Source organism: Flavobacterium fragile, assembly GCF_023634865.1.
Taxonomy (GTDB): Bacteria; Bacteroidota; Bacteroidia; order Flavobacteriales; family Flavobacteriaceae; genus Flavobacterium; species Flavobacterium fragile.
In genome coordinates this window covers 1-26,367 of record NZ_JAMLJN010000001.1, presented here as the reverse complement: position 1 = coordinate 26,367, position 26,367 = coordinate 1, and the positions used below count along the sequence as shown (strand labels likewise).

Here is a 26,367-nt window from a genome sequence, read left to right as displayed (position 1 = left end):
ATATGTTTGTTTAGTTATAAGTTACTTTAAAATCAACGGTGACGTCTTTGCCCGTTTTAATTGTTCCCATTAAAGCTGTTGGAGGTTTTACGCTGTAAGTTGTCATGTCAATTTTAGTTTTTCCAGAAACTACTGCTTTTTTACCTACAATTTTAACTGCGAACGTTTGATTAATTTTTTTTGTTACTCCTGAAATGGTTAAATCTCCTTGTGTTTCTACTGTGAAATTTCCAGCTGATGCTTCAGTGATTTTTAACACATTCGTTAATTTAAAATTAATTGTTTTATGTGTTTTACTGTTTAAAGCTTTGTAAGTGTTGTTATCCATTCCACTTTTACCACTTTTTAACTGCTCAACTTCAACTGCAAAATCTAAACTTTTTATTGCTTTTAAATCTCCCGCATCAATGGTCATAGAAGCCTTCCCGTTCATTCCTTTTGCTTCAATCTCCCAATCGTGAACATTTGAAGTTCCTAATACTTTTAATTTACTTTCGGCCAAAATAACTTTTGACTCTTGGGCTAATAAAGTATTTAAGTTACTAAATACAGTTAGAAGCACTAATAAAGTTCCTAATTGTGTTCTTAATTTGCTCATGGTATCTTAATTTATTGGATTACTATTTGCTTTAATTTTATTGTACAAATTTCTTACTAAAAAAAAACGTATAACATGACATTTATCACGTTTGATAAAGAAAGTTAGTATTATTTTAAGGAATGTTTAACTTTTGAACTAAAGTAAATTTGGAGGAGTATTTTTACGAATGTAAAAAAAATAATTGTAAAAACCTCATTTTTTGAAAGTTATCTGTCTTTTATTAGGATTCCAAAAATGCTTTTCAAAATCGACAATTTGATTATCGACTACTTGAATACCTTCATTTTCTAGCAATTGTTGCATTAAATTTGTTCCTTCAAAATGATGTTTACCTGAAAGCATACCAACTCTATTTACAACACGATGAGCTGGAACATCTTCTAAGTTATGAGATGCATTCATTGCCCAGCCAACCATTCTTGCCGATCGAGCAGCACCGAGTGCCTTTGCAATAGCACCATAAGAAGTTACTTTTCCTTCGGGAATTTGGCGAACGATTTCATAGACACGTTCAAAAAAGTTGTCGTTATTTGATTTTAATTTCGTCAAAAATTAAAAAAACATTTTATACAAGGAAGAAATTGCAACTACTCCTGTTAGTATTGCAATTAAAAAATTAATATTTTGTACTATAAAAGTAAGTCTGTGTTCAATTTTCTTAAAGAATTTAGCATACAAATAAAATACAAAATAAGTCCCTAAAGCTGCTGATAAATTAAACAAAAGAATAGAAACAATATCGTAGTGAAATAAATCTTTTGACGCCATCATTAAGGAAGTTAAGGCATACCACGGAATCGCAAACATATTAAAGGAAGATAATGCCATACCGTAAAAGAAACGATTTCTTTTTTTGTCAATCTTCACTTCAATTTGTTTTTTCTTTTTAGCATTAAATCCCATTATAGTAAAAGCAATGGTTAATCCAATGAAAATAAAAGTGCCTATTTTTTTCAACCCTTCACTGAAAACTGGATTCGCATCTAAGAATTTCGCAAAATACGTTCCTAAAAAACTTTGGATAAAAACTACAACAACCGCTCCTAAAGCAAAATTTAGGGCTTGTTTTTGACTCTCTTTAATACTGATTTTGGCAATTGTCATATTCAACATACCAGGAATAATGATACCACCAATGGAAATTATCAAACCTAAAAAAATGGCTAAAAGAAATGTCATAAATTGATTTTTATCAAAAGTAAGGAAGAATATTTTAATGAAAGTAACAAAAATTACTTAATTCGGAATTTGATATACGTAATTGGCTTGTTTACTTCTAAATATTGACTTTCATAAAACGTTTGAATTCCAGTTACTTCTGCTGGTGCTCCTTCGTTTTTATAAATATTGTGGTTGGCATAAATTACTTCATGACCTAAACCATGTAATAATCCTAATGTATAACCGTGCATGAATTCTGAATCGGTTTTTAAATGCATCAATCCGTTTGGTTTTAGGATTTTTTTGTAGCGTTCTAAAAACTCGGCATTGGTCATTCTATGCTTCGTTCTTTTGTATTTGATTTGTGGATCTGGGAATGTAATCCAAATTTCGGACACTTCATTTTCAGCAAAAATATGTTGAATTAACTCGATTTGTGTTCGTACAAAAGCTACATTATTCATACCAGATTCAACCGCAGTTTTAGCACCACGCCAAAATCTTGCCCCTTTAATATCTATTCCTATAAAGTTTTTTTCTGGGAATCGTTCCGCCAATCCTACAGAGTATTCTCCTTTTCCACAACCTAATTCTAATACTATTGGATTATCGTTTTTAAAGAAATCGCTACTCCATTTTCCTTTCAACGGAAATTGATCTCCTACCACTTCTTCTCTGGTTGGCTGGAACACATTAGTAAACGTTTCGTTTTCTTTAAATCTTTTCAATTTATTTTTACTTCCCACGACTTTTAAATTTTGGGCAAAATTAAGCAAATAATTAGCATCACAAATAAACTTTTAATAATGTTTCAATAACCTTAACATTAGATAGATTTTAGTCATTTGTTTCAAATTTTAATTTGAAGATTTGAAAAAGAGAAAAGTTGAAGTTGCTGTTATTTCCGATGTTCATCTGGGAACTTATGGTTGTCATGCAAAAGAATTATTGGATTATTTATCTTCGATAAAACCTAAAATTTTAGTTCTAAACGGCGATATTATTGATATTTGGCAATTTAGAAAATCTTATTTCCCATCGAAACATTTAGAGGTAATTAAGAAAATTATTTCGATGAGTACAAAAGGTACAAAAGTGTATTACATTACTGGAAATCATGATGAATTTCTTAGGAAATTTACTGATTTACACATGGGAAGCATCAGTTTAATTGATAAACTTGTATTAGAATTAGACCACAAAAAAGCATGGATTTTTCATGGTGATGTTTTCGACGCTTCCATTACCCAAGCAAAATGGTTGGCAAAATTAGGTGGATGGGGTTATGATATCCTTATTTTAATTAACCGTTTTGTAAATTGGGTTTTAGCTCTATTTAATAAAGAACCCTACTCGCTTTCAAAGAAAATTAAAAATAATGTAAAATCAGCCGTTAAATTTATTACTAACTTTGAAAACGTTTGTGTAGAATTGGCAATAGAAAATAACTACGATTATGTAATTTGTGGTCATATACACGAACCTAAAATTGAATTAATGGAAAATGAAAAAGGAGATGTTTTTTATTTGAATTCGGGTGATTGGGTTGAAAACTTAACCGCTTTGGAATACAATAATAAAAAATGGAAATTGTATCAACACGATAGAAATTTTAGTTTAGATGAAAATGAGTATAATTTTGAACGCGAAAACAAATTAGCCGAACAATTTATTGCGGTTTTGAAAAAATAATGAAGAAAAAAATACTCATAGCACCTTTAAACTGGGGATTAGGACATGCCACAAGATGTATTCCTATCATAAAAGCATTAGAAGAAAATGGTTTTGAACCCATTATTGCTTCTGACGGAGTAGCTTTAGCTTTATTAAAAAAAGAATTTCCTGATCTAATTTGCATAGAATTGCCCGCTTACAATATTCAATATGCAGAAAAAGGGAAAAACTTCAAATGGAAATTAGTACTTCAAATACCCAAAATGATGTTGGCCGTCAAAAAAGAGAAGTCTAAAATCAATAAAATTATTGAAAACTATAAAATTGATGGCATCATTAGCGATAACCGATTAGGGATTTATTCTTCAAAGGTTCCTTCGGTTTTTATCACCCATCAATTAAATGTACTTTCAGGAAAAACATCTTGGTTAACAACTAAATTACACTCACGTTATATTTCAAAATTTGATGCTTGTTGGGTTCCCGATGTAGCAGGTGCGGAAAATTTATCTGGAAAATTGGGTCATACTAAAAAGTTAATGAATAGCATTACCTACATTGGACCTTTAAGCCGAATCGAAAAAAAATCACTTCCAATCAAGTACGACATCATGGTTTTATTATCAGGACCTGAGCCGCAACGTACATTATTAGAAAGAAAACTAACTAAAGAATTAGAAAACAGTTCAAAAGAAATTCTTTTTGTTAAAGGAATTGTAGAACCTCAACAACAAATTGAAAAAATAAATTCGATTACTTATTATAATTTCATGAATTCTGAGCAACTAGCAGAAGCCTTTAACGAAAGTGAATTTGTTATTTGTCGTTCTGGTTATACTACCGTGATGGATTTGGCAAAATTAGAGAAAAAAGCGTTTTTTATTCCAACACCAGGGCAATACGAACAGGAATATTTGGCTAAAAAATTCAAATCAGAAATTATTGCACCTTGTTGTAAGCAAGAGAAATTTAAAATTTCTAAACTAGAAAAAATTGACTTCTACAAAGGTTTTAAAGATTATTCCGTTGATCAAAATTGGAACGAGTTATTTCGACTTTTCCAAAGTAAATGAAAACTCTGACCCTTTTCCTATTTGACTTTCAACGTAGATTTTTTCATCATGTCCTTCGATGATATGTTTTACTATGGCCAATCCCAAACCTGATCCGCCTTCGCTACGCGCACCACTTTTATCTACACGGTAAAAACGCTCAAACAATCTAGGAATATTTTGTTTTTCAATTCCTTCACCGTTGTCTGTCACTCTAACGATTACTTTATTTTTGGTTAAGTCTTCAATACCAACTTCTGTTGTTCCTCCTTTTTTTCCATATTTAATGGAATTCACCACTAAATTAGTAATTACTTGTTGAATTTTTTCTTGATCCCCCAATACCCAAATTGGTCTTGGGTATTTCATATCAAAAGTCAAAGTAATATTTTTGTTTGCTGCTTTCATTTCGAACAGCTCAAATACATTTTGAACAATATCAACAATATTAAATCGGGTTATGTCTAAATTGATTTCACCTGCTTCTAATTTGGTAATCATATCCAAATCTTTAACGATATAAATCAATCGTTCCACTCCTTTTTCAGCACGCTCTAAATATTTTTTTCTAAGATTTTTATCATCCATAGCACCGTCTAAAAGTGTAAGTAGATATCCTTGAATCGTAAAAAGAGGTGTTTTCAATTCATGTGAAACATTTCCTAAAAATTCTTTACGATATTCTTCCCTAATTTTTAAAGTTTCAATTTCCAGTTTTTTATCTCGAGCAAACTTTTTAACTTCCTTCGTTAAAGTAGCCATATCTGTGGTAACTGGCTGATTTATATATGACGTATTCTCCAAAAGGGACACATCATCATAAATCTTTTTTACCCTCTTATAAATAAAATGCTCCACTCTAAATTGAATAAGAAAAAAAGTGGCTGCACAAAAGAATAGAAGAAAAATTAATACAACATTTAAGTTAAGAGGTTGAACCAAATAATGATATAAAAAAATAGTCGCTAGAAAGAACAGCGATATATACAACGATGACTTTATAGCGAACTTATAAGATTTTTTAAATTTTAATTGCATTAAAATTCGATTTTATATCCAACTCCTTTTATAGTTTTAAAAAGACTATCTCCTATTTTTTCTCTTAATTTTCTGATGTGTACATCTATAGTTCTGCCACCTACTACTACCTCGTTACCCCAAACTTTATCTAAAATTTCTTCGCGAGTAAAAACTTTGCCTGGTTTTGTAGCTAACAAATAGAATAATTCAAATTCTTTACGAGGCAATATGATTTCTTCGCCCTCTTTAATGATTTTGTATTCTTCTCTGTTGATTTCGATGTTACCAATCATTAAAGTTGTTGTTGACGAAACTCCCTCTACCCCTTTTAATCTTCTTAATAAAGCTTGAACTTTGCTAACCAAAACTTTTGGCTTGATTGGTTTTGCGATGTAATCATCTGCACCAGCATCAAAACCTGCCACTTGGGAATAATCTTCAGATCGAGCAGTTAGAAAGGTGATAATTGTATTTTGAAGTTCAGGAATTTTTCTAATGTTTTCACAAGCTTCCATTCCGTCCATTTCAGGCATCATAACATCCATAATGATTAATTGCGGGTGCTCTTTTTTTGCCTTAATAATTGCTTCTTTACCATTTGAAGCTGTTACAATTTGATACCCTTCTTGTGATAAATTGTATCCTACAATTTCTAAGATATCTTGCTCATCATCAACTAATAAGATCTTAATGTCTTTTTTCTTCATTACGAGAATTTGTTGTTTTTTGGATTGTAAAGGTAAATATAAAATAAAATGTTCAAAGTACTTTACAATAATTTAATCTATTAACAATTCCGTAACGCATTCGCAACCAATTCATAACAAGTTACTAACATTGCTATAACAAACTAGCAGTTCCTTTGCATTAAAATTTAACAACACAACATGAAACTACGCTTATTATCAATGTTTTTCTTCTTTACAGCTTTTCTATTTGCTCAAAAAGGAACTGTAACTGGAGTAATTCTAGACAAAGAATTTAACAACGAACCTTTACCTTTTGCTAACATTTTGGTAAAAGGAACTAAACAAGGGACTGCAACTGATGAAAATGGAAAATATTCTATTTCTCTCGATCCAGGCAGCTACACATTAATCATAGGGTATTTAGGATACGAAACAAAAGAAATTCCATTTACTTTAAAAGCCAACGAAACAATAAAAATTAACCACACTTTAGCAGCAAGCCGTGTGGAACTAGGTGATATTGAAATTATCAAAATTGCTTCTAAAGAAAAAGAAAGTGCTTTATTACAGGAACAACAAAAGGCTGTTGAGATCAAACAAAGTATTGGAGCTGAAGAAATTGCTAAGAAAGGAATTTCCGATGTTGCTTCAGCTGTAGCAAAAACAACTGGAGTTAGTAAACAAGAAGGTTCTGGAAACGTTTATGTGAGAGGTTTAGGAGATCGTTACAATTCAACTTCTATAAATGGATTACCAGTACCGTCTAATGATCCTGAAAAAAAGAATATAGATTTAGGTTTATTTTCTACTGACATTGTGGAGTACATTTCAATTGACAAAGTTTATTCTTCTAGAATATCAGGAGATTTTGCAGGTGGAAATGTAAACATCACGTCTAAAAATTACACAGGAAAAGGTTTACTAGAATTTTCAGTTGGTTCAGGCATCAATACTAACGCTGTGGAAAAAAACAGCGAATTTATGTTACAAGATGGTCCTAAATTCTTAGGTTTCACAAATACTAATATACCTTCTAATCCACTAGGTAGTTATGGATATCAAAACAGCTTAAACCCAGTAGAAAAAACTCCTTTTGCTGGAAGTTTAGGATTAAAAGCTGGTAAATCATTTCAAGTTGGTGAAGGTAAATTAAATCTTTTTACTAATATTGGTTTTTCGAATGGTTATGAATTTAGAGAAGGCATCAACCAAAGCGTTAGTGCTCAAGACGCTAAATTAAAATCATTTCATCAAACAAAATTTGCTTACAAAACGAATACTACCGGTATATTAAGTGCTGTTTACAAATTAAATAATAACCATCAAATTACTTACAATTCACTTTTTGTAAATTCTTCAGAGCAATCTAGAGATAAGTATCTTGGTTCTGATCGTGATTATGAAGAAGTTGATTTAATGGTTATTCGTGGTACATATATTCAAAATTCATTATTTGTTAATCAACTTTTAGGAACACACAAAATAACAGATCGATTTAACTTTGATTGGGGAATGTCATACAACACAATTAAAAGCGATATGCCAGACAGAACTCAAAATAAATTTGACAGCGCACTAAATGCAAATCAATTCTCATTAGCTCAAGCTACTACTACAGACAATCACAGATATTTTCAAAATTTAACAGAAAACGAAACAGCTACTAATTTAGTTTTGAGCTACAAGTTTGGAAAAAATAGTGAAGATAAAACGAATGGAAAATTAACATTTGGATATAATGGAAGATTCAAGTTTAGAGATTTTGAAGCAATTCAATTTAATTTTCCTATAAGTGGTGCTGAACTTAATACTACTATTGATCCTAACAACCTAGATCAATTTTTCAACCAAACAAATTTTAACAACGGACTGTTTTCTGTATCTACTTTCAACGGTTCTACTAGACCTCAAACTTATAATGGTGAACAATTTATTCATGCTGGTTACACAGGAGTAGAATATGAGTTCTCTGACAAGTTAAGTGCTACTGCTGGAATGCGTTTTGAAAAAGTTAATCAAAAAGTAGAATGGAAAACTCAGTTTGATGCAGAAGGTGCTTCAAATTCGTTTGATAGAAATGAGTTTTTACCTTACGCCATTTTAAAATATGTAGTAAACGAAAAACAAAATATTCGCTTTGGAGCTAGTAAAACATATACTTTACCTCAGTTCAAAGAGAGAGCACTTTTCATTTATGAAGATGTAACGGAAGTAAAAATTGGTAACCCATTTTTATATCCTTCTCAAAATTTTAATGGAGATATTAAATGGGAGTTTTTCCCAGAAAAAGATGAGTTAATCTCTGTAACAGCTTTTGGTAAATATATTTTAGATCCAATAAACGAAATTACACTAGCATCTTCAACAAACGATATCTCTTTCATCAACACAGGTGACTATGGTTATGTAATGGGTCTTGAATTAGAAACAAGAAAAAACATTTTCAAAACTAATGATGACGATACAAAACTTTCAGCTGGTTTAAACGTTTCTTACATGAAGACAGATCAAGAGCTAAATTCTGACAAAGTTAGAAATGAAACCAATTACAACATCAACTTAACAGATTCAAAATCAGGTTTTACTGGAGCTTCTGACTTATTGTTGAATGCTGACGTAACTTTTACAAAAAATTACAAAAACGACAGCAACATTACTGGAACGTTAGCATATTCGTACTACTCTGACAGATTATACGCTCTTGGTGTAGAACAAAAAGGAAATTTAGTAGATAAAGGTATGGGAACACTTGATTTCATCTTTAAATCTAAATTAAACAAAAACATGGGATTAAGCTTTGTTGCTAAAAACATATTAAATCCAACGTTCAACAGAGTTCAAGAAAATACATCTCACGACATTACTGTATTATCATACAAAAGAGGTGCTAACATAAGCTTAGGATTAAGTTATCAGTTCTAAATCATAACTTAACATTAATCAATGTTTTAGCAATAAAAATTTCATGATTGAATAACCTTAGCTTAACACATTTCAAGCAAAAAAATAAAATATTTGCAACACAATAATCAAAACAAAACAACACAATGAAAAAAACAGTATCAAAATTCTTAAGCGTAGCAGTATTAGCATTGGCTACATTAGGAACGTCATGTTCAAGTGACGATAGTTCAAACACTTCATCAACTTTTGTATTAGTACAAAACGACTTAAAAGGTGACATCAACGATGGTGAAGTTATTTTAAGAGCTAACCAAACGTATAATTTAACAGGAAGATTAATCGTAAAAGATGGTGCAACTTTAACAATTGAGGCTGGTGCTAGAATTGTTGCATCTTCTCCATCTGAAACTTCTCCAGCAATTCGTTACATAGCTGTAGCTCAAGGTGGTAAAATAAACGTACAAGGTACAGCAACTAAACCAGTAGTGATGACCGCTGAAACTACTAACCCAGGAGCTTGGGGTGGTCTTGTTATCTGTGGTAAAGCACCTATCAACAAAGGTTTAACTGCTTCTGCTGAAGTGTCTGACTTAACTTATGGAGGTACAATTGCAGCTGATAATTCAGGAAGCATCCGATATTTAAGAATTGAATATTCTGGATATGCTTACAATGCAGATAAAGAATTTAATGGATTATCATTATTTGGTGTAGGAAGTGGAACAACTATCGATTATGTTCAAATTTACGAAGGTTCTGACGACGGTATCGAGTGGTTTGGTGGAACAGTAAATGCAAGTCACCTAGTAGTGTACAACACTTCTACAATGGTAGGGGATGACTTATTTGATTGGACTGAAGGATGGGTAGGAACTGGTAACTTTTGGTATGGTAAAAGAACAAATGCTGGTAACAGAGGAGTTGAAGCTGACAACAATTCTAACAACCATTTAGCAACTCCGATTTCAAATCCAACAATCAATAATTTAACTTTAATTAGTAGTGGATCTAGTACTGGTAATGAAAACCAAGGAATGAAATTAAGAGTAGGGACAAAAGCTAAATTCGATAACGTAGTTTTAGCTAATTGGACTACAGGATTTGATGTACAACACGACGAATCAGTTGGTTTTGTAGGTACAGATTTAAAAGCAACTAATGTGAAATTTGTTAACGTTACAAATAAAGCGGTAGGTAAAAACACAGCTGGAACAGCCGTAAATGTTGATGGCGTTTACACTGAAAACACTTCTGCAACAGGAGCTGGTAATGGTGAAACTTTACCTACTTGGGCTCAAGGATGGACTACAGGTTTCTAAAAAACCTCACAAAAACAAAACGAAAATCCCTCTAATGAGGGATTTTTTGTTTGGCATCGTATTTGCTAATAAAAAAATAGTTATCTTTACAATCTATTAATTGCTCATGAAAAAAAAATACTTTTATATTTTCCTTTTTATCACCTTATTTTCTCTTGACTTACAAGCTCAGGACAGTAAATCTTTTGGGGCAACAAAAACTCAAGAACCTACAATTGAAGGCTTAGCCATTTACCCAAATCCCGTAAACTCTGGAAAAATTTACATTACTACTAAATCGTCTTTAGACAAAAAAGTAGAAATTTTTAATGTACTTGGAAAAAAAGTATTAGAGACGGTTATTACTTCTAAAGAAGTAAATGTGAGTAATTTGGCTGCTGGGGTCTACATCATCAAAATAAAAGAAGGCGATGCAACCGCAACAAGAAAACTAATTATTAATTAGTTTCCTTCTAAAATTAAAACCTTAAATTGAATATTAAGCTTGAGTTTTTACTACTCTAATGACTTTTGTTAATAAAAAAACTTATTAAAAACGTGTTTTTTAGGTAATTATAAAAGCAAAAACACAAAATTAATTTAAACTTAACATCTTTTTATTAGTAAGAAATTTAATTTGTTTTTATCTTTGTACTCAATTTTAATTCATATAGACATGAAAAAACTTTACACTTTATTATTAATCGCAGTTAGTACTTTGTCTTTTGGACAGTTATTATCTGACGACTTTAATTACACTGACAATGCTTTACTTACCGCTAACGGATGGACAGCTCATAGTGGTTCAGGAAGCCAAGCTATAGATGTTGGTGCGTCAAACGGTCTAACTTACACAGGTTATTCAGGATTAACAGGCTTCACTGCTGCTGCAATTGGCAATGCCGCTAGATTAGATAATAATGGTGAAGATGTAAACAAAGCTTTTGCAGCTCCTGTTACCTCTGGAGATTTATACGTTTCATTCTTAGTAAATGTAACGACCGCAGTTGATGGATATTATTTAAGCTTAGGAACTGGAACCTCTACTTTTTTTTCAAGATTATACACAAGACCTTCGGCTACAAGCGGAAAAATTAATTTTGGAATTGGAAATAGTGCTGCTACTTATTCAACAACAGATTTTGACCTTAACACTACATATCTAGTGGTCATTAAATATGGTGTATCAACTGCTAGTCCTGTTAGTTTATGGGTTTTTCCTAGTGGAATACCTGCTACTGAAGCTTTAGCTGGCACACCACTTGTAACTGCTTCTGGTTCAGGAGGAGCAAGTGTTGCTGGTGTTTATTTAAGACAATTTGCTACTTCAGGCAGTTCACCAAATGTCACAATAGATGGGTTAAGAGTTTATTCTACTTGGTTTAATACTACTGCTTGCTCATTATCATTAGCTTCAGCAACAACATTGTGTGACGCAATTACTTCATCAGTTGACACTTATACAGCTACAATTCCTTTTACTGGAGGTAATACAGGAACCTATACATTATCGACCACATCAGGAACAATTTCTGGCGACAACCCATCAACAACTGCTTCAGGTAATATAATTATCACAGGAATTAATGAAAACACTAATGTTACCTTAACTGTAACTGGTGCATGTTCTTTATCAAGCTTGATAACAGCTCCAGAATGTAAAGTAACTAATACACTCCCTTTCAACGAACCTTTCAATTATACTGTTGGTACAGCACTGAGTACATCTCAATTTTGGACAAATACCTCTGTTGGTGCTGATGAGATTTTAGCAGTTTCTGGAAGCCTAAATTACACAGGTATTACTTCAACAGGTAATTCTGTATCGTTTATTGGAGCTGGAAGCGATACTAGAACACCTTTTACAAGCACCACTTCAGGTGATTTATTTACATCATTCTTAGTTAGCGTAACTGATTTAACTGGAATTTCAACCACAGGACAGTCATATTTTGCAACATTGTCTAATGCTACAAATACATTTTCAGGTAGAATTTGGATTAGAACAACTAATGGTACTCAATACCAATTCGGTATTAACAACTCTAATACAACAACTGATATTGTTTGGTCTTCAAACTTATACAACATTAACACCACACAATACCTTGTACTTAGATATGATTTTACGAATAATTTGCTAGCTTTATATGAAAATCCAACTATTGGTGGTAATGCGACGCCAACTATGACTTTTTCTCCTACTGCTACCTTTGATAGTATTGCTAATTTCGTTTTAAGACAAGACGCAGCAGGAGCAACTCCAGCTATGATTGTAGACGAGTTAACAATTTCAACAACTCCTAACTTTACACTTTCATCATCATCATTCGATGCAATCGAAGGCTTAACCATGTATCCAAACCCATTAAAAGGGGATACTTTATTCTTAACTTCTACTGCTAATGCAGTTATGTCAGTTCAAATTTTTGATGTATTAGGTAAAGAAGTTTTAAAATCCAATGTAATGAATAACACCGTAAACGTTTCTGGTTTAAATGCTGGTGTTTACATGGTTAAGGTTACTGAAGAAGGAAAAACAGCTACAAGAAAATTAGTTATCCAATAATTAGATGCTGAACTGAATTCAGCATGACAAGAATAGAAAAAGCATCAACGAAAGTTGGTGCTTTTTTCATATAAATTATTACCCAAACAAACCTATTTATCCAAATAAATTCTATAATTTCAGACAGATTTCAACATAAAACAAAAATCTGCGAATCTGCGGTCAAAAGAACATTTCTTTCTATTTTTGCACCATGATTTCACAAGAAGATATTTTCCAAATTAGCTCTAAAAAAGAATTTGAAAAAATTACTTTAAAAGTATTTCGCCATCAGTACGATAATAATTTGGTGTACCAACAATTTTGCAACTTCTTGAAGAAAGACAAAAACAATGTGAAATCCTTAACCGAAATTCCTTTTCTACCCATTCAGTTTTTTAAAAGTCATGACGTTTTAAGTTCGTCTGAACTCATTCAACAAACCTTTACAAGTAGCGGCACAACAGGAATGCAAACCAGTAAACATTTAGTTACTGATGTAAGTTGGTACGAAATGAGTTACCGCTTAGGTTTTTCAGAATTCTATGGTAATATTGAAGATTATTGTGTTTTAGCCTTACTTCCCTCCTATTTAGAACGCGAAGGTTCATCATTGATTTACATGGTGGAAGATTTAATTCAAAGCAGCAATCATTCAGCCTCTGGATTCTATTTGAATAATTATGATGAATTGATTTCAAAATTAATTGAACTGGATAATTCAGGACAAAATGTAATTTTAATTGGCGTTACTTATGCTTTATTGGATTTAATTGAGAAGCAAAAATTCCAACTAAAAAACACCATCATAATGGAAACCGGCGGCATGAAAGGCAAACGTAAAGAAATGATTCGCGAAGAATTACACACTATTTTATGTAATGGATTTGGAGTTTCTAAAATTCATTCCGAATATGGTATGACCGAATTACTTTCCCAAGCCTATTCATTAGGCGATGGAATTTTCGAATGTCCGCCTTGGATGCAAATTTTAATTCGCGACACTGAGGATGCCTTGACTTATGTTTCCGAAGGAAAAACAGGCGGAATTAACGTGATTGATTTGGCTAATATCAATTCGTGTTCGTTTATTGCTACTCAGGATTTGGGAAAAAAATATCCCAACCATTCTTTCGAAGTGTTGGGACGTTTTGATCATTCTGATATTCGGGGTTGTAATCTTATGGTTATTTAACCTTAATTACATAATAATTTTTCTTTCCTTTTTGCAACAACAAGAATTGATTGTTAATCAAATCTTCTTTTGTAATGATTTTATCTTCCCCAACTTTTTCTTTATTTAAGGAAATTGAGTTTTGTTTCAATTCTCTACGCGCATCACTATTAGAAGCTAAGAAGTTGGTTTTAGCAGCTAATGCAGCGATCATATCTAAGCCTGCATTCAAATCATCCATAGAAATTTCAGCTTGAGGAACGCCATCAAACACTTCTAAAAACGTTTTCTCATCTAACTTTTTCAATTCATCCATTGACGGACTAAAGAACGCATTTGAAGCAGCAATTGCATTTTCTAAATCTTCCTTAGAATGCACCATAATGGTAATTTCTTCTGCCAAACGTTTTTGTAATGTTCTTAAATGAGGCGCTTGGTTATGTTCAGCGATTAACTTTTCAATTGTTTCTTTATCTAAGAACGTGAAAATTTTAATGTATTTTTCAGCATCAACATCCGAAGTATTTAACCAGTATTGGTAGAATTTGTAAGGCGAAGTTCTTTCCGCATCTAACCAAATGTTGCCACCTTCTGATTTTCCGAATTTCGTTCCATCCGCTTTTGTAATTAACGGACAAGTTAACGCATACGCTTTACCAGATTCAATTCTACGAACCAATTCCGTTCCAGTAGTAATATTTCCCCATTGGTCACTTCCGCCCATTTGTAACGTACAATTTTTGGCACGATATAAATGTAAAAAGTCGTAACCTTGTACTAATTGGTAAGTAAACTCCGTAAACGACATTCCTTCTGAAGTTTCTCCAGACAAACGTTTTTTAACTGAATCTTTCGCCATCATATAATTCACCGTAATGTGTTTTCCCACATCACGAATGAATCCTAAGAAAGAAAATTCTTTCATCCAATCGTAGTTGTTTACTAACTCAGCAGCATTAGGTTCCGCAGAAGTAAAATCTAAAAAACGAGCCAATTGTCCTTTAATCGCTTCTTGATTATGACGCAAAGTAGCTTCGTCTAACAAATTTCTTTCATTAGATTTTCCTGATGGATCACCAATCATTCCGGTTGCTCCACCTACAAGCGCCAAGGGTTTATGACCACTCAATTGGAAATGTTTTAACAACATCACTCCTACTAAATGTCCTATATGCAATGAATCGGCGGTTGGATCAATCCCCACATACGCCACACGCATCTGCTCCATCAAATGTTCTTCTGTGCCTGGCATTACGTCGTGGAGCATTCCTCTCCAAGTCACTTCTTCAATAAAATTTTTCATGATTCTTAAATAATTTGAGCAAAGATAGTTTTTAGTTTAAAAGTTTAAAAGTTTTATTCAAAATTCAAGGGCAAATTCAAGTTCAATTTCAAATGCAAAAATCAATAATAAAGTCAAGTCTATTTTCTAACTTCTAATATCTATATTCTATCTTCTCAAAAAATCTTATCTTTACCACATGATTTTAGTCACAGGAGCAACAGGCTTAGTAGGTTCGCATTTACTAGTAAAACTTCTTCAAGAAAATGAAGTAGTAAAGGCTTTATTTCGTTCAGAAAAGCAAATTGAAAAAGTAAAGAATGTTTTTACATTTTATAATCAATCCAATCTTTTTGATAAAATTCATTGGGTGAAAGGCGATATCACCGATATTCCTTCTTTAGAAATTGCCTTTCAGAATGTTACCTATGTGTACCATTGTGCTGCATTAATTTCATTTGACCCAAATGATGAAGAAGAACTAAGAAAAATCAACATTGAAGGAACTGCAAATATTGTAAATTGTTCTATCGATTTTGGCGTTAAAAAGCTTTGCCATGTGAGTTCAATCGCCGCTTTAGGAAATCCAAAAGAACACGAAACCACGATTACAGAAGAAACCGATTGGAATCCGGAAGAAATACACAGTGATTATGCTATAACGAAATATGGTGCCGAAATGGAAGTATATCGCGGTTATCAAGAAGGCTTAGAGGTTGTAATTGTAAATCCGGGTATTATTTTTGGTTATGGTTTTCCAAAAAAAGGAAGTGATGTTATTATCCAATCTGTTAAAAAAGGATTGTCGTTTTACACTCAAGGAACTATTGGAATTGTATCAGTTGAAGACGTTGTAACATGCATGATTGAGTTGATGAAAAGCAATATCAACGGAGAACGATACACCTTAGTGGGCGAAAACATATCAACAAAAAATTTACTCCATTTTATTGCAGATGAATTACAAGTAAAAAGACCTTCTATCGAAGCTACAAAATGGATGACATCAATCGCGTGGCGAATGGATTGGTTGACTTCAAAATTACTTAATAGCAAAAGAAAATTAACCCGAAGCACCGCCAATTCTTCACATTCCACGACTCGATTTTCGACTTCAAAAATTAAAAAAGAACTACACGTTACATTTCAAAAAAAAGAAACGTATTTAAAAGCTATTCTGAAACTTCAGTAGCCATATTTACAGCAGAAGATGGAGAACCGTTTGAATTTTTAATTTTATTTTGTTCTAATCGCTCAGCAACTTTTTTATAAATTCTCTTATAAATTCTAGCATCAGCGGCATAATACAATTGATTCTGACGATAAATAGTACTATCTATTTTATATTTTTCAAAAATAAATTGATCAGGCTTTATATTATTTTCCAACAACCTATTCGGCATAGAACCCTCTATTGCTTGTATTAAAGATATATCGTAAATAATATCTACCATTACCTCTTCCTCTAAAAGAGGGTCTGGCTTCTGCACGGGATTCTTAGAACAAGAAACCGCTAACAAACTAATAAATAGAAATAATAATTGTTTCATTATGCCTCTCTTTCAAATAATAAACGTTGGCCCGCTTTTATTTCTTTTACCTTTCCATTTTGATAAACCAACTTACCGTTCACAAAAGTATGTGTAATTCTCGATTTAAAATTATATCCTTCAAAAGGAGACCAACCACATTTATATAATAAATTTTCTTTTTTAACATTCCAAGGCAAATGCGTATTCACAATTGCTAAGTCTGCATAATATCCTTCACGAATAAAACCGCGTTTCTCAATTTTGAAAATTTTAGCTGGATTGTGACACATTTTCTCAACAATTTTTTCAATTGAAATTTTTCCTTGATGATGCGCTTCAAACATTGCTACAACAGCATGCTGAACTAATGGTCCACCAGAAGGACATGTCATATAGGGATTGCATTTTTCTTCTAAAGTATGAGGAGCATGATCGGTTGCAATTACGTCGATTCTATCATCTAATAACGCTTTCCATAGTACGTCTTTGTCTGTTTGTGTTTTTACAGCTGGATTCCACTTGATTAATGAACCTTTAGTCTCGTAATCAGCATCGGTAAACCACAAATGATGGATACACACCTCAGCCGTAATTTGCTTTTGTTCTAACGGAATCTTGTTGGTAAACAATTCCATTTCTTTAGCTGTTGATAAATGAAAAACATGCAAACGAGCACCCGTTTTTTTTGCTAATTCAATTGCTTTAGACGAAGACAAATAACAAGCCTCTGCACTACGAATTAAGTGGTGGTATTTCATAGGAATATCATCACCATATTCATCTTTATATTTTTGAGTATTAGCTTTGATAGTAGCCTCATCTTCACAATGAACCGCGATTAACATTTTTGTAGAAGAGAAAATCTTTTCTAAAACTTCTGGATTATCTACTAACATATTCCCAGTTGAAGAACCTAAAAACAATTTAATTCCCGCTACATTTCTTGGATTTGTTTTTAAAATTTCTTCAAGATTATCATTGGTTCCTCCCATCATAAACGAATAATTCGCAAATGATTTTTGAGCAGCAATTTGATATTTATCTTCTAAAAGTTCTTGAGTAACCGCATTTGGCACCGTATTAGGTTGCTCAATAAATGAGGTTACACCCCCAGCTACGGCAGCTCTACTTTCTGACTCAATGTTTCCTTTATGCATGAGCCCTGGCTCTCTGAAATGTACTTGATCATCTATTGCACCTGGCATAACATAGTTTCCTTCTGCGTCGATGATAACACAATCGGATGATTTTGGACTAATTTTTTCAGAAATCTCCTTAATGAATTCACTTTCAATTAAAATATCCCCTTCAAAAATAGCTCCTTCATTAACAATTTTGGCATTTCGAATTAAAACAGTACTCATTATAATCTATTAAATATTTTACGTAATCTCAGCATTATGACGCCTAAAACAGCTTCTCTAATAATTCCTGCGCTCATTTTTGACTGACCTTTGGTTCTATCAGTGAAAATAATTGGAACCTCTATAATTTTAAAATTCTTTACAAATGCACGATATTTCATTTCTATTTGAAATGCATATCCAACAAATTTTATTTTATCTAAATTGATGTTCTCTAAAACCTGTTTACGATAACATTTAAAACCTGCTGTAGCATCGGCAATTTTCATACCTGTAATCATTCTAACGTAAACTGAGGCAAAATAAGAAAGTAAAACACGACTCAACGGCCAATTTACCACATTAACACCATTTGAATATCGAGACCCAATAGCAACATCAGCACCATTTTCACAAGCTGCCAATAACTTCTCTAAATCATTAGGATTATGAGAAAAATCAGCATCCATTTCAAAAATGTAATCATATCCTTTAGCCAAAGCCCATTTAAATCCGTGAACATAAGCGGTTCCTAATCCCGCTTTTTTCATACGAACTTCTAGAAACAATTGTGAAGAAAATTCATTTTGCAATTCCCTAACCTTTTGAGCAGTTCCATCAGGGGAATTATCATCTACAATTAAAACATGAAAAGGTGTTGACAAAGCAAAAACAGCCCTTATGATAGTTTCAATATTTTCAATTTCATTGAATGTTGGAATAATTACAATACCCTGAGTCATAAATTCTTTATTTCAAATGCAAAAATAAGCTATTTATTGTTGACTATTCTTAATAATTTTATAATAATAAAAGTGATGGTATTTTTTGTAATTTTGCAGCCATATGTTAGCAATTCAATTACACGATAGAATAATAGAAAGCAAAGACTGGGCTACCATCTTGTTCGTGATTTGCGTGGCTATAATTGCTATTAACAAAACCATTTCTTCTGTACGATTCAATGAGTTTATTCGTTTGGCATATTCCGATAAATACACCAAAATTTATCGCGATAGTAGTAACTTGATGAGTGGATTTACCATTTCGATGTTTGTTTTGCAGTTAATTTCATTTTCGTTTTTTACGCTATTGGTTTTAAATCAATTTAATAGAGCAGAAAAAACAGATTTAATTGTTTATATTCAAATCTTCACATTTTTAAGTGTTTTTATTCTATCTAAATTCTTAATTGAAAAAATAATTGCAACAGCATTTAAAATAGAAGAATTTAACGAGCAATTCAACTTACTAAAAGTGAATTACAGAGCTTATTTTGGATTCATTTTATTGCCTATCAACATAATTTTATTCTACAATTCTTTCGATTCGGAATGGTTTTTTTGGACATTGTTAATAACCCTTATCACGATAAACATTACTACCTACTTGGTTGCATTGAAATTATATCAAAATTTATTAATCCGTAAAATGTTTTATTTTATTTTGTATCTTTGCACGCTTGAAATAGCGCCTTACTATTTTATTTATAATTGGTTTACAAAAAATTAGAGAGAAATATGTCAAATTTGAAAGTGAAAACAATATTAGTTTCACAACCAGAGCCTAAAGTAGAAAATTCTCCATATTTTGAGCTTCAAAATAAACTGAAAGTTAAGGTTGATTTTAGACCTTTCATTCACGTAGAAGGTGTTCCTGCCAAAGAAGTTCGTGCTCAAAAAATCGACTTAAATAATTATACTGCCATCATATTGACAAGTAGAAATGCTGTTGATCATTTTTTTAGAGTGGCTGAAGAAATGCGCTACAAAGTACCAGAAGATTTAAAATATTTCTGTCAATCTGAAGCCGTTGCTTTCTACTTACAGCGTTACGTAGTATACAGAAAGAGAAAAATTTATGTGGGTCAAAAAGACTTCGCTGATTTAGCTCCGCTAATTAAAAAATACAAAGACGAAAAATTCTTATTACCAAATACAGACCAATTAAACGCTGACGTTCCACAAACGTTAGATGGTTTAAAAGTAGAATGGAAACAAGGTATTTTCTACAAAACAGTAATGAGTGATTTATCAGACTTGAAAGATGTTTATTACGATATTTTAGCATTCTTTAGCCCAACAGGAATTAAATCGTTATTTAAAAATTTCCCTGATTTTCAACAAAACAATACTAGAATTGCTGTTTTTGGCGAAACCACTAAAAAAGAAGCTTTAGAACACGGTTTACGTGTTGACATTATGGCACCAAGTCCTGGAACGCCATCGATGACAGGAGCTTTAGAAAAATATGTAGCCGAAGTTAACAAAGGAAAATAAAAAATACACCCGAAAATACAAAACCCAAATTCGAAAGAGTTTGGGTTTTTTGTTTGAAATTCAAGAAATACTATAGAAAACCTAAAGCAATGAATTTGAAAATATTTCGTTTATTTGTTATATTTTCAAAACATTTTAAAGAAATCAAAATGAAAAAAGCAATAATTTTTATACTATTTTTTATTTCTGCTAATCTTTTTTCACAAAATGAAAAATATTTTACTTGTGAAGAAATAAATAACACTATTATAGACAGAAGTATATATGAAGAATTATCTAATGGTAAGTTAATAGTGAAAATTGAATCTAAGTCAAACAAGATTTATAAAATCATAATTGAAAGTGATAAATCATTTTATTATCTAACTAAACCAATTATGAAAAAAATAAAGCGTTCAATTAAAAAAAATAAGTGTCAAAATATTAATATTTCTAAAATTGACAATATAAAAGACATAAGTATTAAAATAATTAGAGATTAAATAATATATTTTTTTTACAAAAAAAAGTCCCGAAAATTTCGGGACTTTTTATTATATAATTTTCTTAGATTATAATTGAGGACCAGCTGCCACTAATGATTTTCCTTCTTCGTTGTCTGTATATTGAACGAAGTTTTTGATGAATCTTGACGCTAAATCTTCTGCTTTAGTTTGCCATTCAGCAGCATCAGCATAGGTATTTCTTGGATCTAAAATGTTAGTATCTACATTTGGTAAAGCAGTAGGAACTACAAAATTAAATACTGGAACTGTTTTAGTTTCTGCGTTCTCAATAGAACCATCTAAAATAGCATCGATAATTGCTCTTGTATCTTTAATTGAAATACGTTTTCCTGTTCCGTTCCAACCTGTGTTAACCATGTAAGCTGTAGCATTATGTTGCTCCATCTTCTTAACTAATTCTTCACCGTATTTAGTTGGATGTAAAGACAAGAATGCTTTTCCGAAACAAGCTGAGAATGTTGGTTCTGGTTGTGTTACTCCTCTTTCAGTTCCTGCTAATTTAGCTGTAAATCCTGATAAGAAATAGTATTTCGTTTGCTCTGGAGTTAATTTAGAAACTGGAGGCATTACTCCGAATGCATCTGCTGTTAAGAAAATAACTTTAGTAGCATGACCTGCTTTAGAAACCGGTCTTACGATGTTATCAATATGGTAAATTGGATAAGAAACACGTGTATTTTGTGTCACTGAACCATCTTTGAAATCAATTTTTCCGTTAGCATCAACGGTTACGTTTTCTAATAACGCATCTCTTTTGATAGCGCCGAAAATATCTGGTTCGTTTTCTTTACTTAAATCGATAGTTTTTGCATAACATCCACCTTCGAAATTGAAAACACCATCATTATCCCATCCGTGTTCGTCGTCTCCGATTAATTCACGTTTTGGATCAGTTGACAACGTAGTTTTTCCTGTTCCAGATAATCCGAAGAAAACAGCCACATCGCCATCTTTTCCTTTGTTAGCCGAACAGTGCATAGAAGCAATTCCTTGTAATGGTAAGTAATAGTTCATCATCGAGAACAATCCTTTTTTCATTTCACCTCCATACCAAGTTCCTCCAATTAATTGGATTTTCTCAGTTAAGTTGAATGCAACATATACTTCCGAATTTAATCCGTGAGCTGCATAATCTTTGAAACTTGTTTTTGAACCGTTCATTACCACGAAATCTGGCTCACCAAAGTTTTCTAATTCAGCTTCTGTTGGACGAATGAACATGTTTTTCACAAAGTGTGCTTGCCATGCTACTTCCATGATGAAACGAACTTTCAGTCTAGTGTTTTCGTTTGCTCCACAAAAAGCGTCAACAACGTATAATTTTTTATTTGATAATTGCTTAACCGTAGTTTCTTTTAAAGCATTCCAAGTATCTTGAGAAATTGGCTTGTTATCGTTAGCTGCTTTATCAGAATTCCACCAAATTGTGTTTTCTGTAACGCTGTCTCTAACAATGTATTTATCTTTAGGAGAACGACCTGTGAATTCACCAGTCATTACGTTTACTGCGCCAAGTTCTGACAACTGACCTCTTTCAAAACCTTCTAAAGCCGGGTTTAATTCTTCATTATATAAATAATCGTATGAAGGATTGTATATGATTTCAGAAACATTAACGATTCCATACTGTTCTAACGAAATCGATTTCGTAGTTTTAGCATTTGTATCCATAAAATTGTGTTATGTTGTATTTTAAATAAAGTGCAAAATTATAAATTTAATTTTAGATAACCTTTTTAATTATTGTTTTTTAGTCAACATGGAATAAAATAAATACCCCCAAGCAGTTATTAAAAATAGTCCTCCAACAGGCGTTATAGGTCCTAAAAATTTCGTCTTCAAATTAGTAATTGTATTTGTTGCCAAAAAATAAATAGAGCCTGAAAAAAACAAAACCCCAGTAATTGTTAAATAAAAAATAATGGTACGTTCTTTTTCTCCTAAGAAAGCAAAACTTCCTAAAAACAAAAGAAACAACGCATGATACATTTGATAACGCACCCCAACTTCAAATGTTGCCAATTGCTCTAACGAAAGTACTTTTTTTAACGCATGTGCACCAAAAGCCCCTAATATAATTGCAGTTACACCTAAAAAAGCAGCAACTAATAGTATTTTCTTATCCATTTTTTCAAATTTTTTATCAAATATAGCAAAAGTTTTTATGTTAAATTATCAGATAAATGAAGAAATTATTTTTATGAATATAACATTTAGCTATCTTCGTGTGATATTTTTACATTTAAGAAAATGAGACATATTTTAGTCATTGGAGCTGGTCGTTCTGCTTCTTCTCTTATAAAATATTTAATAGACCATTCTGAAGCCGAGAATCTTCAGATTACAATTGGTGACTTATCAGAAGATTTGGCAAAACAAAAAATCAACAATCATAAAAATGCTAGAGCGATAGCTTTTGATATTTTTAATGAAGCACAACGAAAAGAAGAAATTCAAAAAGCAGATGTTGTAGTTTCAATGTTGCCAGCTCATTTGCATTTAGAAGTTGCGAAAGATTGTATTACTTTTAAAAAACATATGGTAACCGCATCTTACATTAGCCCGGCAATGCAAGAATTAGATGCCGCAGCTAAAGAAAACGGATTGGTTTTCATGAACGAAATTGGGCTTGACCCAGGAATCGACCATATGAGCGCCATGAAAGTACTAGATGAAATTCGCGAAAAAGGTGGTAACATCATTTTATTCGAATCATTCTGTGGAGGATTAGTAGCCCCTGAAAGCGATACTAATTTGTGGAATTATAAATTCACTTGGAATCCAAGAAATGTAGTTTTAGCTGGACAAGGAGGAGCTGCAAAGTTTATTCAAGAAGGAAATTACAAATACATTCCTTATTCAAAATTATTTAGAAGAACGGAATTTTTAGAAGTAGAAGGCTACGGAAGATTTGAAGCATACGCAAATCGTGATTCTCTAAAATATAGAAGTGTTTATGGTTTAGACGACGCTTTAACTTGTTACCGAGGAACCATAAGAAGAGTGGGGTATTCAAGAGCTTGGGATATTTTAGTACAATTGGGTATGACCGATGATTCGTACACCATTGACAACTCAGAAAACATGACGTATCGTGAATTTACGAATTCATTTTTACCTTATCATCCAACGGATACTGTTGAAATCAAATTACGCCATGCACAAAAAATTGATCAAGATGATATCATTTGGGACAAATTAGTGGAAATCGATTTATTCAATCCAAACAAAAAAGTAGGATTAGTTAAAGCGACTCCAGCTCAAATTTTAGAAAAAATATTAGCTGAAAAATGGGCTTTAGAACCTAATGACAAAGACATGATTGTGATGTATCACAAGTTTGGCTACGAATTAAATGGTGAGAAAAAACAAATTGATTCGACTATGGTCTGCATTGGTGATGACCAAACCTACACAGCTATGGCAAAAACGGTTGGTCTACCAGTAGCTATTGCAACATTGAAAATCTTAAACAAAGAAATTACAACTCCTGGAGTTCAACTACCAATTACTAAAGAAGTATATAATCCCATCTTAAAAGAATTAGAAGATTACGGCGTAATTTTCAAAGAAATAGAAGTTCCTTATTTGGGTTACAATTCGTTGAATGTGAAAAATTAAACACTATTCTATAATTTACAAAATCCGAAATCAGTTACGATTTCGGATTTTTTTTATTGCGTTTGAAATTGATTCTGTTTTTACTTTCAAATCAAATCAATTGACAATGAAAGCAAATCACTAACAAATTGAAATGTAATCAACAAAAAAATCCGTCAAATTGAATGTATGACGGATTTTCTAATTTACACAAATTGAGTTTATTCTCTAGAACCTAAAATTTGGAAAGCCCAATATAATAAAGATGCTAAAGCTCCTAAAGCTGCCACTACATAAGTTCTAGCTGCCCATTTTAACGAATCTTCGGCACCAGCATATTCTTGTTGGCTTACCATATTTTTATTTTTCAACCAAGCTAAAGCTCTGTTACTTGCATCGTATTCCACTGGAAGTGTAACAAAACTGAACGTTGTTGCAATTGCCATTAAAATTAAACCTGCAACCGCTACATAAAAACCAATACTTGATTTAGAAGCGAAACCTAAAATCAAACCACCCATAATTAACCATTGCGACATGCTGGAAGAAATATTTACTACTGGAACCATTTTAGAACGCATGGTTAACCAACTATAGGCTTGCGCATGTTGCACAGCATGCCCCACTTCGTGAGCCGCAACAGCAGCCGCGGCCGCATTTCTTTGGTTGTAAACTGCTTCTGATAAATTTACGGTTTTATCCATCGGATTATAATGATCGGTTAATCTTCCTGGAGTTGAAATTACTTTTACATCGAAAATTCCGTGATCGTGAAGCATTTTCTCAGCGATTTCTGCACCGCTCATTCCGTTTCTTAGTGATACTTTTGAATAGTATTTAAACTTACTCTTCAAACGAGAACTTACTATCCAACTTACAAGAGCAATAGCTCCAATCATAACATAATATCCTAACATACCTATTTTTTTTAATTTTTTAAATTTAATTAATTTTAATCAAACTGCAAGCCAAAGTTACAAAATGTCAAATTGGCATTCGTTAAATATTTCTAAAAACAACTACTCTTGCATTTGTTTTACAGGAGACTTTTTAGAAACATCCATTACAGGAACCATTCCGTTTGTTGGCACATAAATAATTTGAGGCAAATCGCCTTTATCGGCTAACTTTTCTAAAGTTCTGATAAATAAATATTGATTATAGGTTTCGCTCAAGGTTCCGTTTTCTACTTTCATTGCTTCTGCCATTCCTCTTGCACGTTCAATTTCTGCCTGAGCATTTAATTTTTCGGCTTCTAATTTAGCTTTAGCTTCTTCGACTAAAATTCTACGGTTTTGTTCGGCTTTAGCCATTTCCGCTTTTCCTGCCATTTCTTGTTGCCAGACGTTGTATCTTGGCAAACCAAACATTAGAGCACCAATGATAAAAATCACCGTAAAAACAATTCCGAAAGCTAATTTTCCTAAATTTCTTTTTTCCATTTTTTATAGTTTTAGTTTTACCTATTATACGTAAAAAATGAAAAAAGTTACAAAAAAGAGAAGAAAAAACCGCAGACTCATAGATTAAAATCTGCGAGTCTGCGGTTATAAAATATAGATTCTGAAACAAGTTCAGAATGAACTGTGTTTTTTTCCAAATTTATTTTAGTTAATTTTCACTGAATAATATTCTTTTTTTGTTGCAATCGCAAAAGCTTGTTTTAATAGTTTGTTTACAACTGCAATTAAGGCAAGCTTTTTC

At 32.2% G+C, this 26,367-nt stretch carries 26 protein-coding genes; 12 read left to right on the top strand and 14 right to left on the bottom strand.

Annotated features, from left to right (window positions below; all coding sequences use genetic code 11):
* Positions 1 to 10 precede the first annotated feature (10 nt).
* The 4 genes from NAT47_RS00130 to trmB form a co-directional block, all read right to left on the bottom strand.
* The gene (locus NAT47_RS00130; protein ID WP_250579310.1) at positions 11 to 598 is read right to left on the bottom strand and encodes a YceI family protein; all 588 of its coding nucleotides are present in this window, start codon (positions 596 to 598) and stop codon (positions 11 to 13) included.
* Between the two features lie 195 nt (positions 599 to 793).
* Positions 794 to 1,150, bottom strand: a complete 357-nt coding sequence (locus NAT47_RS00125; RefSeq protein ID WP_250579309.1) for an MGMT family protein — start codon at positions 1,148 to 1,150, stop codon at positions 794 to 796.
* Positions 1,151 to 1,153: 3 nt separating this feature from the next.
* Positions 1,154 to 1,780 (bottom strand): LysE family transporter, encoded by a 627-nt coding sequence (locus NAT47_RS00120; RefSeq protein ID WP_250579307.1) that lies wholly within the window; start codon positions 1,778 to 1,780, stop codon positions 1,154 to 1,156.
* Positions 1,781 to 1,833: 53 nt separating this feature from the next.
* Positions 1,834 to 2,508, bottom strand: a complete 675-nt coding sequence (trmB, locus tag NAT47_RS00115) for a tRNA (guanosine(46)-N7)-methyltransferase TrmB (RefSeq protein ID WP_250579305.1) — start codon at positions 2,506 to 2,508, stop codon at positions 1,834 to 1,836.
* A 124-nt stretch (positions 2,509 to 2,632) separates the two neighbouring features.
* Between trmB and NAT47_RS00110 the strand changes: the two genes are divergently transcribed.
* Both NAT47_RS00110 and NAT47_RS00105 read left to right on the top strand, forming a co-directional pair.
* On the top strand, positions 2,633 to 3,454 hold the full coding sequence (locus NAT47_RS00110) for a UDP-2,3-diacylglucosamine diphosphatase (protein WP_250579303.1): 822 nt from the start codon (positions 2,633 to 2,635) through the stop codon (positions 3,452 to 3,454).
* The gene (locus tag NAT47_RS00105) at positions 3,454 to 4,509 is read left to right on the top strand and encodes a glycosyltransferase (RefSeq protein WP_250579302.1); all 1,056 of its coding nucleotides are present in this window, start codon (positions 3,454 to 3,456) and stop codon (positions 4,507 to 4,509) included. The genes NAT47_RS00110 and NAT47_RS00105 overlap by 1 nt, the downstream gene beginning before the upstream one ends.
* Here the strand turns inward: NAT47_RS00105 and NAT47_RS00100 are convergent.
* Positions 4,483 to 5,526 (bottom strand): sensor histidine kinase, encoded by a 1,044-nt coding sequence (locus tag NAT47_RS00100; protein WP_250579301.1) that lies wholly within the window; start codon positions 5,524 to 5,526, stop codon positions 4,483 to 4,485. The genes NAT47_RS00105 and NAT47_RS00100 overlap by 27 nt on opposite strands.
* Positions 5,526 to 6,215: a response regulator transcription factor gene (locus NAT47_RS00095; protein WP_250579300.1), complete on the bottom strand. Its 690-nt coding sequence runs from the start codon at positions 6,213 to 6,215 to the stop codon at positions 5,526 to 5,528. The genes NAT47_RS00100 and NAT47_RS00095 overlap by 1 nt, the downstream gene beginning before the upstream one ends.
* Positions 6,216 to 6,395: 180 nt before the next feature.
* Between NAT47_RS00095 and NAT47_RS00090 the strand changes: the two genes are divergently transcribed.
* The 5 genes from NAT47_RS00090 to NAT47_RS00070 all read left to right on the top strand — a co-directional run bounded on the left by NAT47_RS00090 (position 6,396) and on the right by NAT47_RS00070 (position 14,142).
* Positions 6,396 to 9,119 (top strand): TonB-dependent receptor, encoded by a 2,724-nt coding sequence (locus tag NAT47_RS00090; RefSeq protein ID WP_250579299.1) that lies wholly within the window; start codon positions 6,396 to 6,398, stop codon positions 9,117 to 9,119.
* Positions 9,120 to 9,244: 125 nt separating this feature from the next.
* Positions 9,245 to 10,420 (top strand): hypothetical protein, encoded by a 1,176-nt coding sequence (locus NAT47_RS00085; protein ID WP_250579298.1) that lies wholly within the window; start codon positions 9,245 to 9,247, stop codon positions 10,418 to 10,420.
* A 106-nt stretch (positions 10,421 to 10,526) separates the two neighbouring features.
* Positions 10,527 to 10,865 carry a T9SS type A sorting domain-containing protein gene (locus tag NAT47_RS00080; protein WP_250579297.1) on the top strand — a complete coding sequence of 113 codons (339 nt, stop codon included), beginning with the start codon at positions 10,527 to 10,529 and terminating at the stop codon, positions 10,863 to 10,865.
* Between the two features lie 210 nt (positions 10,866 to 11,075).
* The gene (locus NAT47_RS00075) at positions 11,076 to 12,968 is read left to right on the top strand and encodes a T9SS type A sorting domain-containing protein (RefSeq protein ID WP_250579296.1); all 1,893 of its coding nucleotides are present in this window, start codon (positions 11,076 to 11,078) and stop codon (positions 12,966 to 12,968) included.
* Between the two features lie 193 nt (positions 12,969 to 13,161).
* Complete coding sequence (locus NAT47_RS00070; RefSeq protein ID WP_250579294.1) at positions 13,162 to 14,142, top strand: LuxE/PaaK family acyltransferase; 981 nt, start codon at positions 13,162 to 13,164, stop codon at positions 14,140 to 14,142.
* On the opposite strand, the gene tyrS is transcribed toward NAT47_RS00070, so the two are convergent.
* Positions 14,135 to 15,424 (bottom strand): tyrosine--tRNA ligase, encoded by a 1,290-nt coding sequence (tyrS, locus tag NAT47_RS00065; protein WP_250579292.1) that lies wholly within the window; start codon positions 15,422 to 15,424, stop codon positions 14,135 to 14,137. The two genes, NAT47_RS00070 and tyrS, sit on opposite strands and share 8 nt — an antisense overlap.
* Positions 15,425 to 15,602: 178 nt before the next feature.
* On the opposite strand from tyrS, the gene NAT47_RS00060 reads away from it, so the two are divergent.
* Positions 15,603 to 16,595: an NAD-dependent epimerase/dehydratase family protein gene (locus tag NAT47_RS00060; RefSeq protein ID WP_250579290.1), complete on the top strand. Its 993-nt coding sequence runs from the start codon at positions 15,603 to 15,605 to the stop codon at positions 16,593 to 16,595.
* On the opposite strand, the gene NAT47_RS00055 is transcribed toward NAT47_RS00060, so the two are convergent.
* From NAT47_RS00055 to NAT47_RS00045, 3 genes are read right to left on the bottom strand one after another with little or no spacing between them, the layout of a single operon-like run.
* Positions 16,576 to 16,953 (bottom strand): DUF4296 domain-containing protein, encoded by a 378-nt coding sequence (locus NAT47_RS00055; RefSeq protein ID WP_250579288.1) that lies wholly within the window; start codon positions 16,951 to 16,953, stop codon positions 16,576 to 16,578. The two genes, NAT47_RS00060 and NAT47_RS00055, sit on opposite strands and share 20 nt — an antisense overlap.
* Positions 16,953 to 18,299: a dihydroorotase gene (locus NAT47_RS00050; protein ID WP_250579287.1), complete on the bottom strand. Its 1,347-nt coding sequence runs from the start codon at positions 18,297 to 18,299 to the stop codon at positions 16,953 to 16,955. The genes NAT47_RS00055 and NAT47_RS00050 overlap by 1 nt, the downstream gene beginning before the upstream one ends.
* Positions 18,299 to 19,021, bottom strand: coding sequence for a polyprenol monophosphomannose synthase (locus NAT47_RS00045; RefSeq protein ID WP_250579286.1), 723 nt, complete (start codon positions 19,019 to 19,021; stop codon positions 18,299 to 18,301). Before NAT47_RS00045 ends, NAT47_RS00050 begins: the two co-directional genes overlap by 1 nt.
* Positions 19,022 to 19,124: 103 nt before the next feature.
* Between NAT47_RS00045 and NAT47_RS00040 the strand changes: the two genes are divergently transcribed.
* The 3 genes from NAT47_RS00040 (at position 19,125) to NAT47_RS00030 (ending at position 21,039) form a co-directional block, all read left to right on the top strand.
* Positions 19,125 to 19,790 (top strand): DUF4271 domain-containing protein, encoded by a 666-nt coding sequence (locus NAT47_RS00040; RefSeq protein WP_250579285.1) that lies wholly within the window; start codon positions 19,125 to 19,127, stop codon positions 19,788 to 19,790.
* Positions 19,791 to 19,807: 17 nt separating this feature from the next.
* Positions 19,808 to 20,557 carry a uroporphyrinogen-III synthase gene (locus NAT47_RS00035; RefSeq protein WP_250579949.1) on the top strand — a complete coding sequence of 250 codons (750 nt, stop codon included), beginning with the start codon at positions 19,808 to 19,810 and terminating at the stop codon, positions 20,555 to 20,557.
* Between the two features lie 149 nt (positions 20,558 to 20,706).
* Positions 20,707 to 21,039 (top strand): hypothetical protein, encoded by a 333-nt coding sequence (locus NAT47_RS00030; RefSeq protein ID WP_250579284.1) that lies wholly within the window; start codon positions 20,707 to 20,709, stop codon positions 21,037 to 21,039.
* A 69-nt stretch (positions 21,040 to 21,108) separates the two neighbouring features.
* Here NAT47_RS00030 and pckA read toward each other — a convergent pair whose 3' ends face one another.
* Together pckA and NAT47_RS00020 are read right to left on the bottom strand one after the other, a co-directional pair.
* Positions 21,109 to 22,734 carry a phosphoenolpyruvate carboxykinase (ATP) gene (gene pckA, locus NAT47_RS00025; RefSeq protein WP_250579283.1) on the bottom strand — a complete coding sequence of 542 codons (1,626 nt, stop codon included), beginning with the start codon at positions 22,732 to 22,734 and terminating at the stop codon, positions 21,109 to 21,111.
* 69 nt (positions 22,735 to 22,803) lie between these two features.
* Positions 22,804 to 23,190 carry a DUF423 domain-containing protein gene (locus NAT47_RS00020; RefSeq protein ID WP_250579282.1) on the bottom strand — a complete coding sequence of 129 codons (387 nt, stop codon included), beginning with the start codon at positions 23,188 to 23,190 and terminating at the stop codon, positions 22,804 to 22,806.
* 123 nt (positions 23,191 to 23,313) lie between these two features.
* On the opposite strand from NAT47_RS00020, the gene NAT47_RS00015 reads away from it, so the two are divergent.
* Positions 23,314 to 24,684, top strand: coding sequence for a saccharopine dehydrogenase family protein (locus NAT47_RS00015; protein ID WP_250579281.1), 1,371 nt, complete (start codon positions 23,314 to 23,316; stop codon positions 24,682 to 24,684).
* A gap of 200 nt (positions 24,685 to 24,884) precedes the next feature.
* On the opposite strand, the gene NAT47_RS00010 is transcribed toward NAT47_RS00015, so the two are convergent.
* Together NAT47_RS00010 and NAT47_RS00005 are read right to left on the bottom strand one after the other, a co-directional pair.
* Positions 24,885 to 25,580, bottom strand: a complete 696-nt coding sequence (locus NAT47_RS00010; RefSeq protein WP_250579280.1) for a zinc metallopeptidase — start codon at positions 25,578 to 25,580, stop codon at positions 24,885 to 24,887.
* Positions 25,581 to 25,682: 102 nt separating this feature from the next.
* Positions 25,683 to 26,105: a flotillin family protein gene (locus NAT47_RS00005; RefSeq protein ID WP_250579279.1), complete on the bottom strand. Its 423-nt coding sequence runs from the start codon at positions 26,103 to 26,105 to the stop codon at positions 25,683 to 25,685.
* Positions 26,106 to 26,367 lie beyond the last annotated feature (262 nt).